This is a genomic window from Haloterrigena salifodinae (assembly GCF_003977755.1).
Taxonomy (GTDB): Archaea; Halobacteriota; Halobacteria; order Halobacteriales; family Natrialbaceae; genus Haloterrigena; species Haloterrigena salifodinae.
This window is the reverse complement of record NZ_RQWN01000001.1, coordinates 1,226,207-1,241,068: the sequence shown is the minus strand read 5'-3', so window position 1 is coordinate 1,241,068 and position 14,862 is coordinate 1,226,207. Positions and strand designations below refer to the sequence as shown.

Annotated in this window: 14 protein-coding genes; 4 read left to right on the top strand and 10 right to left on the bottom strand. The window is 66.5% G+C overall.

Annotated features, from left to right (window positions below; all coding sequences use genetic code 11):
- Nucleotides 1-120 precede the first annotated feature (120 nt).
- From EH209_RS06325 to EH209_RS06290, 8 genes are all read right to left on the bottom strand, one after another.
- Complete coding sequence (locus EH209_RS06325) at nt 121-888, bottom strand: Nif3-like dinuclear metal center hexameric protein (protein ID WP_126662054.1); 768 nt, start codon at nt 886-888, stop codon at nt 121-123.
- Between the two features lie 103 nt (nt 889-991).
- Nucleotides 992-3,451: a cbb3-type cytochrome c oxidase subunit I gene (locus EH209_RS06320; protein ID WP_126662053.1), complete on the bottom strand. Its 2,460-nt coding sequence runs from the start codon at nt 3,449-3,451 to the stop codon at nt 992-994.
- Nucleotides 3,452-3,627: 176 nt separating this feature from the next.
- Nucleotides 3,628-4,407: a hypothetical protein gene (locus tag EH209_RS23935; RefSeq protein ID WP_164722004.1), complete on the bottom strand. Its 780-nt coding sequence runs from the start codon at nt 4,405-4,407 to the stop codon at nt 3,628-3,630.
- Between the two features lie 135 nt (nt 4,408-4,542).
- Nucleotides 4,543-5,391: an agmatinase gene (speB, locus tag EH209_RS06310; protein WP_126662052.1), complete on the bottom strand. Its 849-nt coding sequence runs from the start codon at nt 5,389-5,391 to the stop codon at nt 4,543-4,545.
- Nucleotides 5,391-5,765, bottom strand: coding sequence for a translation initiation factor IF-5A (locus EH209_RS06305; RefSeq protein ID WP_126662051.1), 375 nt, complete (start codon nt 5,763-5,765; stop codon nt 5,391-5,393). Before EH209_RS06305 ends, speB begins: the two co-directional genes overlap by 1 nt.
- Nucleotides 5,766-5,922: 157 nt before the next feature.
- Nucleotides 5,923-7,005: a hypothetical protein gene (locus EH209_RS06300; RefSeq protein WP_126662050.1), complete on the bottom strand. Its 1,083-nt coding sequence runs from the start codon at nt 7,003-7,005 to the stop codon at nt 5,923-5,925.
- 42 nt (nt 7,006-7,047) lie between these two features.
- The gene (locus EH209_RS06295) at nt 7,048-8,742 is read right to left on the bottom strand and encodes an ABC1 kinase family protein (RefSeq protein WP_126662049.1); all 1,695 of its coding nucleotides are present in this window, start codon (nt 8,740-8,742) and stop codon (nt 7,048-7,050) included.
- A 76-nt stretch (nt 8,743-8,818) separates the two neighbouring features.
- Nucleotides 8,819-9,181: an Hsp20/alpha crystallin family protein gene (locus tag EH209_RS06290; protein ID WP_126662048.1), complete on the bottom strand. Its 363-nt coding sequence runs from the start codon at nt 9,179-9,181 to the stop codon at nt 8,819-8,821.
- Nucleotides 9,182-9,337: 156 nt separating this feature from the next.
- Here EH209_RS06290 and EH209_RS06285 point away from each other — a divergent pair, with 156 nt between their 5' ends.
- Both EH209_RS06285 and EH209_RS23930 read left to right on the top strand, forming a co-directional pair.
- Nucleotides 9,338-10,663 carry a molybdopterin molybdotransferase MoeA gene (locus tag EH209_RS06285; protein WP_126662047.1) on the top strand — a complete coding sequence of 442 codons (1,326 nt, stop codon included), beginning with the start codon at nt 9,338-9,340 and terminating at the stop codon, nt 10,661-10,663.
- Between the two features lie 55 nt (nt 10,664-10,718).
- A complete protein-coding gene (locus tag EH209_RS23930) occupies nt 10,719-10,862 on the top strand; it encodes a hypothetical protein (protein ID WP_008893985.1) in 144 nt (47 codons plus the stop codon).
- Nucleotides 10,863-10,876: 14 nt separating this feature from the next.
- On the opposite strand, the gene EH209_RS06280 is transcribed toward EH209_RS23930, so the two are convergent.
- Together EH209_RS06280 and EH209_RS06275 are read right to left on the bottom strand one after the other, a co-directional pair.
- Complete coding sequence (locus tag EH209_RS06280) at nt 10,877-12,010, bottom strand: serine hydrolase domain-containing protein (protein WP_126662046.1); 1,134 nt, start codon at nt 12,008-12,010, stop codon at nt 10,877-10,879.
- Nucleotides 12,011-12,288: 278 nt separating this feature from the next.
- Complete coding sequence (locus EH209_RS06275; protein WP_126662045.1) at nt 12,289-12,768, bottom strand: RNA-binding protein; 480 nt, start codon at nt 12,766-12,768, stop codon at nt 12,289-12,291.
- A gap of 122 nt (nt 12,769-12,890) precedes the next feature.
- Between EH209_RS06275 and EH209_RS06270 the strand changes: the two genes are divergently transcribed.
- Together EH209_RS06270 and EH209_RS06265 are read left to right on the top strand one after the other, a co-directional pair.
- On the top strand, nt 12,891-13,184 hold the full coding sequence (locus EH209_RS06270) for a DUF7562 family protein (RefSeq protein WP_126662044.1): 294 nt from the start codon (nt 12,891-12,893) through the stop codon (nt 13,182-13,184).
- Nucleotides 13,185-13,303: 119 nt separating this feature from the next.
- Nucleotides 13,304-14,602, top strand: coding sequence for an RNB domain-containing ribonuclease (locus EH209_RS06265; RefSeq protein ID WP_126662043.1), 1,299 nt, complete (start codon nt 13,304-13,306; stop codon nt 14,600-14,602).
- Nucleotides 14,603-14,862 lie beyond the last annotated feature (260 nt).

Genomic DNA, 14,862 nt, shown 5'->3' with positions numbered 1-14,862 from the left:
TCGAGGAAAAACCTGACTCCGCGGACCGTGTTCGCCGCTGCCGAGTCGCAGAACAGATAGTCGACTCACGAATCGATTCCGACGGGTTCGAAACGACCGCTCGCCGGCCAGTGCTGGCCGTCAGAGCCCGGTCGGAACCTCGAGATACGTCGTCTCGAGACCCCAGTCCTCGACCAACTCCTGCAGCGACCGGACGCCGAAGGTCTCCGTCGCGTAGTGGCCCGCGAGGAAGACGTGGATGCCCGCCTCCTGCGCCTCGTGGTAGGCCTTCTGCTTCCCTTCGCCCGTTACCAGCGCGTCGGCGCCGGCGTCGACAGCCTCGTCGAGCCAGTCAACCCCGCTGCCGGTGACGATCGCCACGTCCTCGATCTCGTCGGGGCCGAACGCGAGGTGTTGGACGGGCTGGCCGTCGGTCTCGAGTTCGCGCTCGAGTCGACCCTGTAGCTCTTCGGGCGCGTACGGCTCGGCCGCCGTCCCGCGCTGGCCGATGTACTCGGGGCCGAGTTCGCCGAACGGTGTTCGTTCCTCGAGGTCGAGCACGTCGGCGACGCCGGCGGCGTTGCCCAGCTCCTGGTGGCCGTCCAGCGGGAGGTGAGCGACGTACAGCGCGAGGTCGTTCTCGATCAAAGGGGCGATCCGGTCGTAGGTCCGCCCCGTCACGCGCTCGAAGCCGCCCCACGAGAGCCCGTGGTGGACGACCAGCAGGTCCGCGTCGGCCTCGATCGCGCGATCGAACGTCTCGCGGACGCCGTCGACGGCGACGGCGACGCGCTCAATCTCGGCCTCGTCCGGCCCGATCTGCATGCCGTTCGCGCTGGCGTCGAGGTCGGCGTAGTCGGCGATTCGCAGCTCCTCGTCGAGTCGGTCGACGACCGTCGAGAGGTTCATGATCGGCCGTTCGGCAGCGGTCGCCTTGTATCCGGCTGGTTCCCGGTCGTCGACTCGTACTCAGTAACGAGTACGACAGAAATGAGACCGCAGGAAACGGGCGCTACATCAGGTAGAACAGCGGGAAGAGGATCACCCAGACGATGTCGACGAAGTGCCAGTAGAGCCCGAAGAACTCCACCGGTCGGTGGTCGCTCAAATAGGCGTCGACCGTGACGGTCCGATACAGCATGAACGCGGCGATCAGCATCCCGAGGATGACGTGGAGCGCGTGCAGCCCGGTCGTGACGAAGTACGTCGAGTAGTGGAGGTCGGTAAACCAGTAGATGCCGTGGGCGAACTCCTGGGTCCACTCCCAGCCCTTGACCCCGAGGAACGTCAGCCCGAGCACCAGCGTCGCCCCCATCGCGCCGAGCAGCCCCCGCTTGTTCCCGCGCTCGGCGAAGACCAGCGCCAGGATCACGGTGAAACTCGAGGTCAACAGGACGTACGTGTTGAAGAGGCCGACCGTCGCCGACGGCGGGACGGTGCCCCAGGACCCCCAGCCGGCGTGGAGTCGCGCGAAGACGTAGCTCCCGATGGCGGCACCGAAGACGACGACGTCGGAGGCCAGGAAGAACCAGACGCCGAGTTTCGTGGTGCCGACCCCTTCGAACGGCCAGCGGCTGGCGATCGCCATCTCCGGCGCATTGAATTCCTCGCGGCCGTACTCGAAGAGCGTGTAGCCGAGGATGCCGACGCCGAGGAGCGTCAGGATCGGGTAGATGATGGTCTGCTCGGCGCTCGTTCCGACGATTTCCTGGCTGATCTCGCCGGTCCCCCGCGCGAATTCGACCGTGTACGGCGTCAACCCGGTCAGCCCGAGGAAGAACACGAAGGTCCCGAAGCCGATCCCGACTGGCCAGATGCTGGCGTGATCGGCGTGTTCCGCCTGGCTCTCCACCGCGGTCGTCACGCCGCCGTCGGTCGTCGCCGCCGTGTCGTCGACGAACTCGAGGCGACCGCTGGCGTAGCTCGGCCGCCCGTCCCAGTTATCCAGCGGCGGGGGCGACGTGGTCGCCCACTCGGCGGTCCGGGAGTACTCCCAGGGGTTATCGGGTGCGTCGGGACCCGTGAGCAGGCTCTTCCCGAGCGTGAAGAACGTGATCAGGAACGACGCGCCGAAGACGAACGCGCCGACGGTCGCCGCCTGGTGATAGATGTGGATCGCCTCGCCGTAGTGGAAGACGCGGCGGGGCGTCTCCCAGGCGAGGAACATCGGGAAGTACAGCAGGTTGAAGCCGACGAAGTAGACCGCGAAGTTGAGCTTGCCGAGGGTCTCGGAGTACATCTTTCCGGTTATCTTCGGCCACCAGTAGTAGAGGCCGCCGACCAGCGCGGTTACCCCCGAGACCATCACGTAGTGAAAGTGCGCGACGACCCAGTAGGTGCCGCGGAACTCGTAGTCAAGCACGACGGCGCCGAGGAAGACTCCGGTGATGCCGCCGAGGATAAAGAGGACGAGCGCCCCGAGGCTGAACAAGAAGGGGGTAGTGAACCGAACTCGACCCTTGACCATCGTGTAGATCAGCGAGAAGATCATCAGGTCGAACGGCAGCGAGATCCCGATGGTCGTCGCCATGAACAGCGTCTTGATCTCGAGGTTGATCGTCGTCAGGAACATGTGATGGGCCCAGACGAGGAACGACTGGACCGCGACCAGGACCATCGCGATGATGACCCACTTGCGGCCGACCAGCCGCCTCCCCGTAAAGGTCTGGAACGTCTCGAACATGATTCCCAACGCCGGGAAGAAGACGATGTACACCTCCGGGTGTCCGAAGAACCAGAACAGGTGCGCCCATAACAGACTCGAGCCCTCGTCAGTCGCGAAGTACTGAGTCAGAAGGAGTCGATCGCTCGCGAGCAACAGCAGCGCGGCCAGCAGCGCCGCGAACGCGAACAGCATCATCCAGATCGTCAGCAGCCACGACCAGGTGAACAGCGGCATGTTCCACAGCCCCAGCCCCTCCGCGCGCGAGCGGTGGATCGTCGTAAGGAAGTTCACCGACCCGAGCGTGATCGACATCACGAACAGCATCAATCCGAGGATCGTCGCGTTTCCGCCGGTCGTCGCCTGCAGCGCGGGGTGGTACATCGGCACGTTCAACGGCGCGTACATGTACCAGCCGCCGGCGAACGCCCGCTCTTGGAAGAACGCGACGGCGAGAAGGATTCCCGAGAAGAGATAGAACCAGTAACTCAGCGCGTTTAGTCGCGGGAACGCTAGATCCTTCGCACCGATCTGTAGCGGGACGAAGTAGTTCGCGAAGCCGGCGGCGAACGGCGAGAGGAACCAGAAGACCATCAACAGTCCGTGGTTGGTAACCGCCTGATTGAACTCGTTGTTCTCGAGCAGCCCCGTCCCGCCGGGGACCCACAGGTGTAGACGGAACAGGAGTGCGAGCACCCCGCCGAGCAGGAGGAAAAACAGCGCCGTCGCCAGATAGAGGACGCCGATATCCTTGTGGTTGGTCGTCACCAGCCACCGTTTGACGGTCGTCCGCGGCGGAAGATCGCTCATGAACTCACCTCGTCTGCGCGGTATCGGAGTGATTCGATCCCACGTATCGGTTCGATTACGACTCCGCGAGCACGAGGCACCATTACCAGCGGATACCTCCACCAATTCCGCTAATCAATGTGTCCGGTGCATCTGCAAGGCAACAGGCCAGAAATCGGCGCCATCGGTCGATGACGCTATCGGAACCAGCGGCGGATGCGGCGACCGCGTCCGGGTCGACCCGGACACGGTTCGTCGGTCGCGCTGACGGCCGTATCGACGCGCTCGCCGTCGTAGAAGAGGTCGACCGCGACGGGGTCGTCGTCGACCGCCACCGAGAAGCACCGCGTCGACGACGGCGGAACTACCAGCCGGTTCCGATCGTCGGTCGTGGCCGCGGCCGTTGCCGACTCGTCGTCCGTCGCCGACTCCGTCCCCTCGACGACGATCTCGCCGAAGTACTCCTCCTGACAGGCGTCGTACTCCGGATTCGAGGCGACGACATCGCCGGCGCCCGGGACGGTCGCCCCCTCCTCGAACGCTTCGGCGGTTCCGATGATTCCGTCCGCCGGCCCCCGCTCGTGCTCGGTGATATCGATGACGCGGACGCCGTCGACGGAGCCGAAGTAGAGGAAGTCGTTACCGATCAACCCGGCCTCCGTGAGGAACGTCACCTCGGTGACGACCTCGACGAACGTCCCGACGACGCGGATGGTCCGACAGTCGATGAACTCGATCCCCGGTTCGAGGGGCCGGTGCTGCCACTCGAGGAAGGCGGGGCGGCGGCCGTCGTTGGTCGCACAGAAGACCGCTCGATCGTCGTCGGCGCAGTCAGCGGTTAGTCCGACGTCGTCGGGGTCGACCAGCGCGGGCCGTGCACTCCCGGTTCCCGAGAGGCCGATCGCACTCCCGCCCACTGCGATACCGGCGACGGAGGCCTTTCGAAGCCAGTCGCGTCTCGAATACTCTCGTGTCATGGACGAACGTAACCCGAGCCGGATACTACGTTAGTAGGTAACTTCCATCGTAATACAACGCATATTCTCGCTCCAAAAACAGCACTCGGAACGGTAGGAATCCGTTAAATGCTATGGACTGCCGGATCGGTGTTCCTACCGGCCGTCGGCGCGTGCGAACGCGAACTCCCGGACGAGCTTGCCGGCGAGCGCCGCGGTCTGTCCCTCGTCGCGGTCGTTGACTTCGACGACGTCGAAGCCGTCCGCGTACGGCGCGACCTCGCGGACGACATCGCGCAGCTCGCGGGACTCGAGACCGAACGGCTCCCTAGTGCCGGTCCCCGGCGCGTAGGCGGGATCGGCGGCGTCGATATCGACGCTCAGGTAGACGTCGCGCCCGTCGAGTCGGTCCGCGAGCGGCCAGTCGGCGACGTCTTCCGGCGGGACGACCGTCACGTCCGGCGCTCGGGCCCGCTCCCACTCCGTTTCGCTACCGGTGCGGGCACCGAGGACGAACACGTCCTCGACCGCGGACTCCTCGAGGATCCGTCGCGTGACGGAGGCGTGGGAGAGTTCGTTGCCGTCGTAGGCCTCGTAGAGATCGAGGTGGGCGTCGAGCACGACGACCGCCTCGGGTTCGACGGCGCGGACGCCCGCCAGCGAGACGGTGTGTTCCCCGCCCAGCATCAGCGGGACGGCGTCGTCCCAGACGACACCGCGGAGCGTCCCCTCGAGGTACTCGAGGTACTCCTTCGCGTTGTCCCACGCGCGGATGTCGCCGTGGTCTTCGACGCCGAGTTCGGAGAAGTACTGGTCCGTCCGGTGGTCGTAGTCGTCGAACGGTTCGGCAAACGATCGGATCCGTCGGGGACCGAATCGGGTCCCCGGTTGAAAGGTCGTCGATACGTCCAGGGGCGCACCGACGACCACGAAGTTCGCGCCGTCACGGTCGGCGTCGTCCGCCGTGTGGCTCCCCTCGCCGTCGTCGGTCGCCCCGGGAAACATCAGATGATCTTTCGCTGTTCTTCCATCTCGAGGTATTCGATGTTCTCGTCGGGGGAGACGTCGATGTCGTCGGGGACGCGCATCGTGATCGTCTCGTACGTTTCGAGGTCCATGACCTGCATGTCGTCGCCGTCGACGGAGACGACCTGCCCCTGTTTGCGCTCGATGATCGGAACCCAGATCTTCGCGTCGACCGGCTGGGAGAGCGATCGCTTCTTGCCGTCGAAGACGCCCTCGGCCTCGACGCGAGCCTTGGCGCTGCCGTGTTTGCCCGGCTTGGCCGTCGAGTAGGCGTTGATCTTACATGGCGTGTCCTCGATCATCACGTAGCTTCCTTCCTGGAGGTCGCGAACTTCGGTCTGCTGTTTCGCCATGTCCCGGCGTAATCAATCGACGTGCATAAACCGTTTGGAATGGCCGCTGGCACCGAGTCAGTCGGTGACACGGCGGACGCGGCTCGCGAGGTCGACGCCGGCCCGCCCCGCGATTCGAACCCAACGACGTGGAACCGAACCCGTCTCGAGTCGTTGCTTACGTCCCGTCCCAGCGGAACCCGCGGGGGTCGGTCGACGGCTCGAGCGGACTCGCCGGAAGCCCGTCCCCGACGGTCGGATCGTTGTAGGCCCGCGGCGCGACGTCGTTCGGTCCGTCGGGGTAGTACAGCGCGGCGAGGGTCTGTATCTGCCCCCGCCCGACGCCGAGTTCGAACTGGCCGCCGCCGTACAGCCGGATCTCGTTCGCCTCGCAGTAGGCCAGCGTCTCGAGCAGCGACTCGAGCGAGCCGAACCGGGAGGGCTTGATGTTGAGCCAGTCGGGGTCCCACGGGAGCGCCTCGACGTCCGCCAGGCCGTGGATCGGGGCGTCCCACGATACCCGCACGCGAACGTCGGCGTCCTCGAACAGCGGCCGTGTCCGAGCGGTCAGGGCGGGGTCCTCGACCACCGCGTCGGGGAAGTCCTCGAGCACCCGCTCGTACAGGTCGGGATCGGCGGGGGCGTCGACGTCGGTTCCCTCGTACTGGCCCTTAAGGTCGAGAATGCGGATCGCGTCGGCCCCGACGGCGTCGTCGATCGCCGCCACGAGGTCGTCGTCCCACGCCGGGATCGGATCCAGTTTGAACTCGAGGCCCGGAACCCGTTCGCGCAGGGCCTCGAGGCGATCGGTCGTCGGCGGCTCGCCCAGCCGGGTGCTGGCGACGAACCGGACGGGATCGAGCGATCGATCGAGCGCGCTCGCGACGTCGGTGTCGGCCTGCCGCAAGGCGAGATCCAGCGCTGCGCTCTCGAGCCCCCAGCGCCGGTAGCTGCGGAACACGTCGCGGTCCGGCGCGCCGGCGGGAAAGAGGTCGACCGACTCGAGGCGCGACGAAAACGAGTCGATCGTCCACTCGCCGACGAGGTCGGGCAGCCCCGACTCGGCCAGCGCGTCGTGATCCGCGGTCTCGTAGGTGACGTCCTCGCCGCGGCCGACGACCGGTTCGCCGTCCGGTCCCGGTCCCGACAGCGCGAATTCGGTCGTGACGCGCGTGAACTCGCTCGAGGTCTCGCGCTCGAGGCGCTCGGCCGCGACGTCGTCGATCGTCACCGACAGGTCGGCGATTCGCTCGTAGTCCATACCGGACACTCGAGCGCCAGTGAAAAGAACGTTTGACCCTGCCTACTCCTCGCCGCGGCGCTGGCGCATGCTCTGTCGCGTGAACTGCGGTTTGGCGCCGATCCCTTTCGGTTCACGGAACGAGCGGTAGAGCAGGACCGTCACGACCAGCGAGAAGACGGCTGCGACGATCGACGCTCGGGGCGCCTCGAGCGCGTAGAGGACGCCCATCGAGAACAGCGACATCGTGAGCAACATGCCGTAGATCAGCCGTTTCGCGAACGTGTCGAAGACATTCTCCTCGTCCTCGAGGCCGATGCGGACGTAGAGGTCGTCCCGATCGAGTCGGTCGAGGGCGCGCTCGGCTTTGGGCGCGAGTCGGGTCAGCGACTCGCCGGTTCTGCGGATATTCTCGCCGGTCTCCCGGGCGTACTGCCGAATCGATTCCTCGCGGTACCCCTCCTCGGTGAGGTAGTCGGTCGCGACCGAGATGAAGTCGAAGTCGGGATCGAGGGTGACGCAGACCCCCTCGACGACGGTCGCGACCCGCAAGACCAGCGCGAGGTTCTTGGGGAGTCGGAACGGGAAGACGTAGATCGAGTCCTCGATCTGGCCGACGATCTGGTTGACCCGATACTGTTCGACGTCCTCGCCGCGGGCGTCCTGGATGGCGATCTCCATCACCTCGGCCATCACGCCCCGGTCGGCGTCGGGGCTCAAGGTGCCGATTTCGATCAGCGCGTCGAGGATGCCGTCGATGTCCTGATTGGCAACGGCGACGTAGAAGTCGATGATCTTCTCCTGGACGAACGAGTCGACCCGGCCCGACATCCCGAAGTCGTAGAAGACGATCCGACCGTCGTCGGTCACCGCGAGGTTCCCAGGGTGCGGATCAGCGTGGAAGACCCCGTCGTCCATGATCATCTGCAGGTACGCCCGTTCCAAGTTCTCCGCGAGTCGCGTGCGGTCGATCCCCTTGCGCTCGAGTTCCCCGAGATCGTTGATCTTCGTCCCCTGGATGTACTCCATCGTGAGCACGCGCCGACCGGAGTGGCTCTCGATCACATCGGGGATGACGAACCGGTCGTCGCCCGCGAAGTTAGTCCGGATCTCCCGGAGCATTTCGGCCTCGCGCTCGTAGTCCATCTCCTCGCGGATCGTCTTCGAGAACTCGTCGGCGAGGTTCCGCAGGGAAAAGGCTCGGGATTCGTCGACGAAGTACAGCAGGATCGGCAGCGACCACTTGATCACCCGCAGGTCCGCGTTGACCAGTTCCTCGATGTCCGGCCGCCGGATCTTCACCGCGACCTCGCGGCCGGCGGAGTCGGGTCCTCCGGCGCCGTCCGCTCGAGTATCCCCCGATTCGGCCGTCGGGTCCGCCGTCCCGACGGCGTCGACGGCCTCGGGATCGACCCGCGCGTGATACACCTGCCCGAGGCTCGCGCCGCTGATCGCCTCGGTCTCGAACTCGACGAAGTTCTCGTCGACGGGGCCGATCTCTGCCTCGAGGACTCGTTTCGCGTCGGCCCAGTCGGCCGGCGGCACCTCGTCTTGCAGCGCCGCGAGGACGTCGATGTACGCCGGCGGGAGCACGTCGGGCCGGGTCGAGAGTAGTTGGCCGAGTTTGATGAACGTCGGTCCGAGGGTCAGCAGCGACTCGAGGAGGACCTCCGCCCGGTGGCGGTGGGTCTCGGCGTCGACCGATCGCGGCCGCCCGAATAGCAGGAATCGGCGGCGGTCACGGGCGTAGGCGAGCAACAGCGGGAGGAACTGCCACGCGACGAGGACGAACCGCTTGTACGCACGGAGGGAGCCCAGTCTGTGTCACCTCAGGTTAGGAGTCTTCCTCAACGACGTCGATCGTCGTCTCGCCCGTCGCCGATGTTTTGGGAAGGGTCAACTCGAGGACGCCGCGTTCGACGATCGCTTCCGTCTCCGTGCCGATCGCATCGGCGGGGAGGGGAAGCTCGATATCGAGAAAGAGCGAGCGGTTCTCCTCGAGGTACTGGTAGTCGCCCGCGGGGTCCTTCTCGCGGTGGGCCTCGATGGAGAGCCGGCCGTCGTCGACCGCCACCTCGAGGGAGTCGGCGGAGACGCCCGGAACGTCGAGGACGAGCAGGTAGGCGTCCTCACTCTCGAGCAGATCGAAGAAGACGTCTTCCGAGAGATCCTGCAGTGCGGCGCGAAGCGCTGACATGGCTACAGGTTCGAACGCCGATACGAAAAAGGCCGCGGTAGCGGCCGATTCGACTGTCGGACGGCGCTGCGACCGACGCGGGACGCGGCCGATCGCGGGGTCCGTCGACGGGGGCGGTCCCCCACGTTTTAGGCGCCCGGCGACCCGAGTGCAGGTATGGACGGAGCCGACAGCGAGCGCAAGCGGGCCGGGTTCAAGGAACGGACGCCGGTCGACGAGGCGCGACGGATACTCAGGGAGGCCGTCGCGGGAGCCGGCGACGCGGCCGCTGCGGACGGCGACGACGGCGACGGACTCTCGCCGCTGACGGGAACCGAACGGCTCGAGGTCGAGCGCGCGGACGGCCGTGTGCTGGCCGCTCCCGTCGCCTCGGCTCGGAGCGTGCCCCACTATGAGCGGGCCGCGATGGACGGCTACGCCGTCCGCGCCGCGGACACGTTCGGTGCCAGCGACCGCTCGCCCGAAGTGCTGCGGATCGCCGAGGGCGTCGGCGCCGACGCCGAGGTCAGGCCTGACACCGCCGCCCGCGTCCACACCGGCAGCGCCCTTCCGGAGGGCGCCGACGCCGTCGTCATGATCGAGCGCGTGACCGAACTCGAGTCGGCCGGCGAGGTCGAGATCGAGGACGCGGTCGCCGAGAGCGAGAACGTCGCGCCGGTCGGCGAGGACGTCGAGGCGGACCAGCACCTCTACGACGCCGGCCACCGGCTGCGGCCGTCGGATCTGGGCCTGCTGCGGTCGGCGGGCTACGCCCGCGTCGCGGTCGCCGAGCCCCCGACGGTCGGCGTGATCCCGACCGGCGAGGAACTCGTCGAGGCCGATCCGGGGCCGGGCGAGGTGATCGAGACCAACGGGCTCACCGTCTCGCGGCTCGCGAACCGCTGGGGGGGCCGCGCGACCTACCGCGACGTCGTCACCGACGAGTTCGAGTCGCTTCGCGTGGCGATCCAGCGCGATCTGACGAAGGACGTGATCGTCACCACCGGCGGCTCGTCCGTCGGCGAACGCGATCTCCTCCCCGAGGTGATCGACGAACTGGGCGAGGTACTCGTCCACGGCGTCGGCCTCAAACCCGGCCACCCCGTCTGTCTCGGGGTCGTCGAAGAGACCCCCGTCCTCGCGCTGCCGGGCTATCCCGTCGCCTGTATCGTCAACGCCGTCCAGTTCCTCCGACCCGTGATGCGCTGGCTCGAGGGGACCGAGCCCGACCCACACCCGTCGACCCTCGCTCGCCTCGAGCGCAAGATCCCCAGCGAGCCCGGAACGCGGACCTTCGCGCGGGTCCGACTCGAGGACCGCGAGGATGCCGCCGATCTCGCGGCCGACGAGCCGCGGTACGCGGCGACGCCGACCAGAGCGAGCGGCTCCGGCGTGCTTTCGAGCGTCGCGCTAGCCGACGGCTGGGTGGTCGTCGACGACGACCGCGAGGGGATCCCGGCGGGCGAGACCGTCGCCGTGCAGGACTGGGAGCCGAACACGTAAGTCGCCTCATCTCGTCTCGATACAGTTTTTTACCGTGACGATCGTACGCACAGTCATGGAACTGAACGAATTCCTCGAGGGGGAAGGACTGACCGGTCGGCAGGCTGCGATCGTGTTCTTCACCTTCCTGACGCTGATCATCGTGGCGGGGATCCTGCTGGTCACGTTCAGCGATGCCTTCTACAATCTGGTGAACTAGGCCGACCGACGGCCTCAGTCCGACCGTATCGCTAGTCGAACCGCGTCCGCGAGCGCGTTGACCCGGGCGACGTGCTCGTAGGAACCGTCCCGAACCCCGTTCGTGACGTACGAGAAGCCGACGTTCTCCTCGGGGTCGGCCCAGCCGACGCTACTGCCGAGTCCCGCATGGCCGAAGACGCGCTCCGGCGAGAGCGTCCCGTATGGGGCGACCGTCGTCCCGCCCTTCCAGAAGCCGAGCGCGAACCGGCCCTCCCGGCCGAGCGTGCCGTCCGCATCGGTCTCGGCCTCGAGGGCCGTCATCCGTTCGACGGTCTCCGCGGAGAGGATCCGGGTGCCCTCGAGTTCGCCCCCGTTGGCGAGGCAGGCGTAGAAGCGTGCCATGTCGCCGGCGGTTCCGATCCCGTTGGCCGCCGGGATCACGGCGTGGTGGATCTTCTCGGCGTTGAACGGCGCCGCGACCTCGGTGTTGTCCCCGAGCCCCTCGCCGGGGTCCCGACAGCGGTCGAACGCATCGAAGCCGACCAGCGTCGCCACGTCGTCGTCCTCGTCCTCCCGGAGGCCGATCCCGGTGTCGTCCATCTCGAGAGGGTCGAACACGCGCTCCTCGACAGCCTCCTCGATCGGCGAGCCGGACACCCGACGGACGAGTTCACCGACCAGCCACCCGAACGTGAGCGCGTGGTAGGCCGGCGTCTCGCCCGGCGGGAAGTTTGGCTCCATCGCTTCGAGCTGCGCGACTGCGGCCTCCCAGTCGGTCCAGAGATCGGGCCGGTCGTCGATCTCGCCCCGGTTGAGCCCCGCGGTGTGGCTGAGGACCTGTCGGACGGTGATCTCGGCCTTTTCGGTCCCCTCGTCGGCGAACTCCGGCCAGTGGTCGACCACTCGGTCGTCGTACGCGAGTTCCCCCTCGTCGACCAGCGTGTGCAGCGTCACGGCGGCGTAGGGCTTCGTACACGAGAACAGCACGTGTCGCGTCTCGGGGGTCTCGCGGCCGCCGTCGGGCCCCTCGCGGCCGCCCGCGAGGTCGAGCACCCGCTCGCCGTCGACGTAGACGGCCAGTTGCGCGCCGTGGTGGAGCCCGACCTCGAGGTGGCGGTCGAACAGGGCGGCGATCCGCTCGCGATCCGAATCGGGGAGTCGTGTCATACCACACCGCACCAGCGGAAGGACCGTAACGGTTGCCACCGACCTTTTTTAATGAGGTCCTCCCTCGCTCACTGCGCTCGCTCAGTCGAACCCCACCAAAAAACGTCGATGAAAAAAGGCCGCCGTCGCGGGGCGAAGCCCCGCTCCGGCGGTGAATCACTCACTCCGTTCGTGAATGCTGGGGTCACTGCGATTAATCAGCGTACCTGTCGAGTCACCGCGGTGCGGCACCGAAACCGAGAGCCACACAGCGCCGCGAAGAACAGTTTCTGGAGCCGTTAGCCGGAGAACTCGTAGAGGTCGTCGCCGACGTGGTGCAGCGAATCGATGACCTTCCCCTCGTTGCCGGCCATATCCTCGCCGTCGACGCGAGCGCGGCCGACCGCCAGCACCTTTCCGTGGGACTCCTCGGCGATGACGACCAGATCGTCGGGCGAGATGTCGTCGGTGGCCTCCGTGATCCCCGGTCGCATCACGTCCGCGCCGTCGCTGACGAACGAGATCGCGCCGGCGTCGACCGTGACCAGGCGCCTCTCGGGTTCGTAGGCATTAGCGCCTCTGACGGTCAGGAACGGTTCCTCGTCGAAGTACGCAACCTGTGGCTCCCCGTCGATGAGGACGACCTCCCAGTCGGTGTCCTCGAACTCGACGCGCTCGTAGGCGTCGCCCTCGGGCGAGACGCCGAGTTGCTCCTCGAGGGCCGTCTCGACGTCCGAGACGGCGTCGCTGCGGAGATGGTGTCTGGACTTGACCTGCATACCCGGTCCAACGGCCGAGCGAGAGATAAAAGGCCCGTTCGGCGACCGATCGGAGGCCCTGAGAGTCGCCGGCGATTAGGGGTGTGACAATCGCTAAGTACTAGCACGGTGTCCGGTTAGCTATGTGGCCCTCCCGGACGCGCACTGAGACGGTCACGTGTCTCGCCTGCGGCGACCAGGTCACCCGGTCGATGGCGCGCGAGTACGACAAACACGGCGATCGCTGGGATCGCGAGGACAAGGAGTTCGAACACCTGTGCAAATCCTGCCATGACGACCTCTGTCACTATCCGCGGGACGAACTCGAGGCCCTGCTCGTCGAGAATGGGGCCGGCGAAACGGATCGGGACGCCTTTCTCGCCGACTACCTCGAGACCGTCGAGGAGCGCTACGGGACGCTCGAGGAGGAGTCCTGACGGCGAACCGCGTCGAGTTCGAAGCTTCCATCGAGCGGCGCCAATTCGGGCTCCGGCCGCTCCAGCGGTCGCCTGCCCATCCCGACACGACTTTCACCTTCACGTCCGTAGGCTCCGATATGAGTAACGACGCACAGGCCGAGGCCGGGACGGCCGAGGCCCAGGGCCCGGTCGAAGTCTCGGAGGACCTCGCGCGCCACCTCGAGAATAAACGCGAGGAACTCTTCGAGAAGTTCGAACTCCGCGACGAGTTCCCCGCCGAGGTCCTCGAGGAGGCCGAAGCCCGAACTGAGGGCGTGACGGCCGAGATCAGCGACGAGATCGACGAACGGAAGGATCTGCGAGATCTGACGACCTGGACGACGGACCCGATCGACGCCCAAGACTTCGACGACGCGCTCTCGATCGAGGAGCGCGACGACGAATACGTCCTCTGGGTCCACATCGCCGACGTCACCCACTACGTCAATCCCGACACGGCGATGTGGGACGAGGCCGTCGAACGGGGCAACACGGTCTACCTACCCGGCTACACGGTCCACATGCTGCCGCCGGTGCTCGCCGAGACGGTCTGTTCGTTGGTCGCCAACGAGGACCGACTCGCCCACACCGTCGAGATGCACCTCGACAAGGAGAACCTCTCCTACGAGAACATCGAGATCTATAAGTCGGTCATCCAGTCCGACGAGCGCCTGACCTATTCGCAGGCCGAAAATCGACTCGAGGATCCCGACGCCGACCTCCACGAGGAGAACACACTGGTCTACGAGGTCGCGAATCAGATGCACGAACAGCGCAAGGAGGACGGCTCGCTCGTCCTGAACCCCGCCCGCGACCGAGCCCACACCATCATCGAGGAGTGCATGCTGAAGGCCAACAAAGCCGTCACGCACGAGCTCATGTGGAACCGCGGCGTCGAGGCGATGTACCGCGTCCACCCGCAGCCGAGCCCCGACGAGTGGTCCGAAGCCCTCCGGGAGATTCAGGACTTGGACGGCGTCTCGATCCCCGGCAGCACGTGGGACGACCCCCGGAAGGCCGTCAACGCGACGCTTGAGGAGGCGCCCGGCCGCCAACTCGACAAGATCCAGTGGGCGGTGATGAAGGTGATGCCCCGCGCGAAGTACATGAACGACCCGTTCGGCGGCCACCACGCGCTGAACTTCGAGATCTACGGCCACTTCACTAGCCCCATCCGCCGGCTCAGCGACCTGATCAACCACTGGATCGTCTACCAGAACGACGTCCCCGAGAACCTGATCGAACTCTGCGACCGCGCCAGCGACAAGCAGAAGGACGCCGAGCAGTGCGAACGCGAGTACAAGAACTTCCTCCAGGAGGTCGGTCTCGATCCGATGGCGGTCAACAACCGCGGGATCGAGGTCGTGGACGACGACGAAGCCGACAAGACGCTGTAACGATCGGCTATCGCGCGAGTGGTGTCGTCTGATTTTCCAGCCTGATCGAACCGCGTGCGGCGGCGCACACTCTATCCCGGTGAGCGTATCGGGAACCGTGCTCCGAAGCCGTGTGAGGTCTTCGCGAGTCGTGCGGGACCGGCGGTCCCACATCCCATGCGAACGCCGCCAGGGTCGCCGTGAGCAGACGGGTGCTTCGCGCCCGTGAGCAGCGTACTCGAGACTCACCGCTCTGCAAACCGCCGATATCGCGTTCGACT

Excerpts from the sequence above, each read along its gene's own strand:
- EH209_RS06325 (WP_126662054.1), bottom strand. The coding sequence starts at position 888 with ATGAACCTCTCGACGGTCGTCGACCGACTCGACGAGGAGCTGCGAATC.
- EH209_RS06320 (WP_126662053.1), bottom strand. The coding sequence starts at position 3,451 with ATGAGCGATCTTCCGCCGCGGACGACCGTCAAACGGTGGCTGGTGACG.
- EH209_RS23935 (WP_164722004.1), bottom strand. The coding sequence starts at position 4,407 with ATGACACGAGAGTATTCGAGACGCGACTGGCTTCGAAAGGCCTCCGTC.
- speB (WP_126662052.1), bottom strand. The coding sequence starts at position 5,391 with ATGTTTCCCGGGGCGACCGACGACGGCGAGGGGAGCCACACGGCGGAC.
- EH209_RS06305 (WP_126662051.1), bottom strand. The coding sequence starts at position 5,765 with ATGGCGAAACAGCAGACCGAAGTTCGCGACCTCCAGGAAGGAAGCTAC.
- EH209_RS06300 (WP_126662050.1), bottom strand. The coding sequence starts at position 7,005 with ATGGACTACGAGCGAATCGCCGACCTGTCGGTGACGATCGACGACGTC.
- EH209_RS06290 (WP_126662048.1), bottom strand. The coding sequence starts at position 9,181 with ATGTCAGCGCTTCGCGCCGCACTGCAGGATCTCTCGGAAGACGTCTTC.
- EH209_RS06285 (WP_126662047.1), top strand. The coding sequence starts at position 9,338 with ATGGACGGAGCCGACAGCGAGCGCAAGCGGGCCGGGTTCAAGGAACGG.
- EH209_RS23930 (WP_008893985.1), top strand. The coding sequence starts at position 10,719 with ATGGAACTGAACGAATTCCTCGAGGGGGAAGGACTGACCGGTCGGCAG.
- EH209_RS06280 (WP_126662046.1), bottom strand. The coding sequence starts at position 12,010 with ATGACACGACTCCCCGATTCGGATCGCGAGCGGATCGCCGCCCTGTTC.
- EH209_RS06275 (WP_126662045.1), bottom strand. The coding sequence starts at position 12,768 with ATGCAGGTCAAGTCCAGACACCATCTCCGCAGCGACGCCGTCTCGGAC.
- EH209_RS06270 (WP_126662044.1), top strand. The coding sequence starts at position 12,891 with ATGTGGCCCTCCCGGACGCGCACTGAGACGGTCACGTGTCTCGCCTGC.
- EH209_RS06265 (WP_126662043.1), top strand. The coding sequence starts at position 13,304 with ATGAGTAACGACGCACAGGCCGAGGCCGGGACGGCCGAGGCCCAGGGC.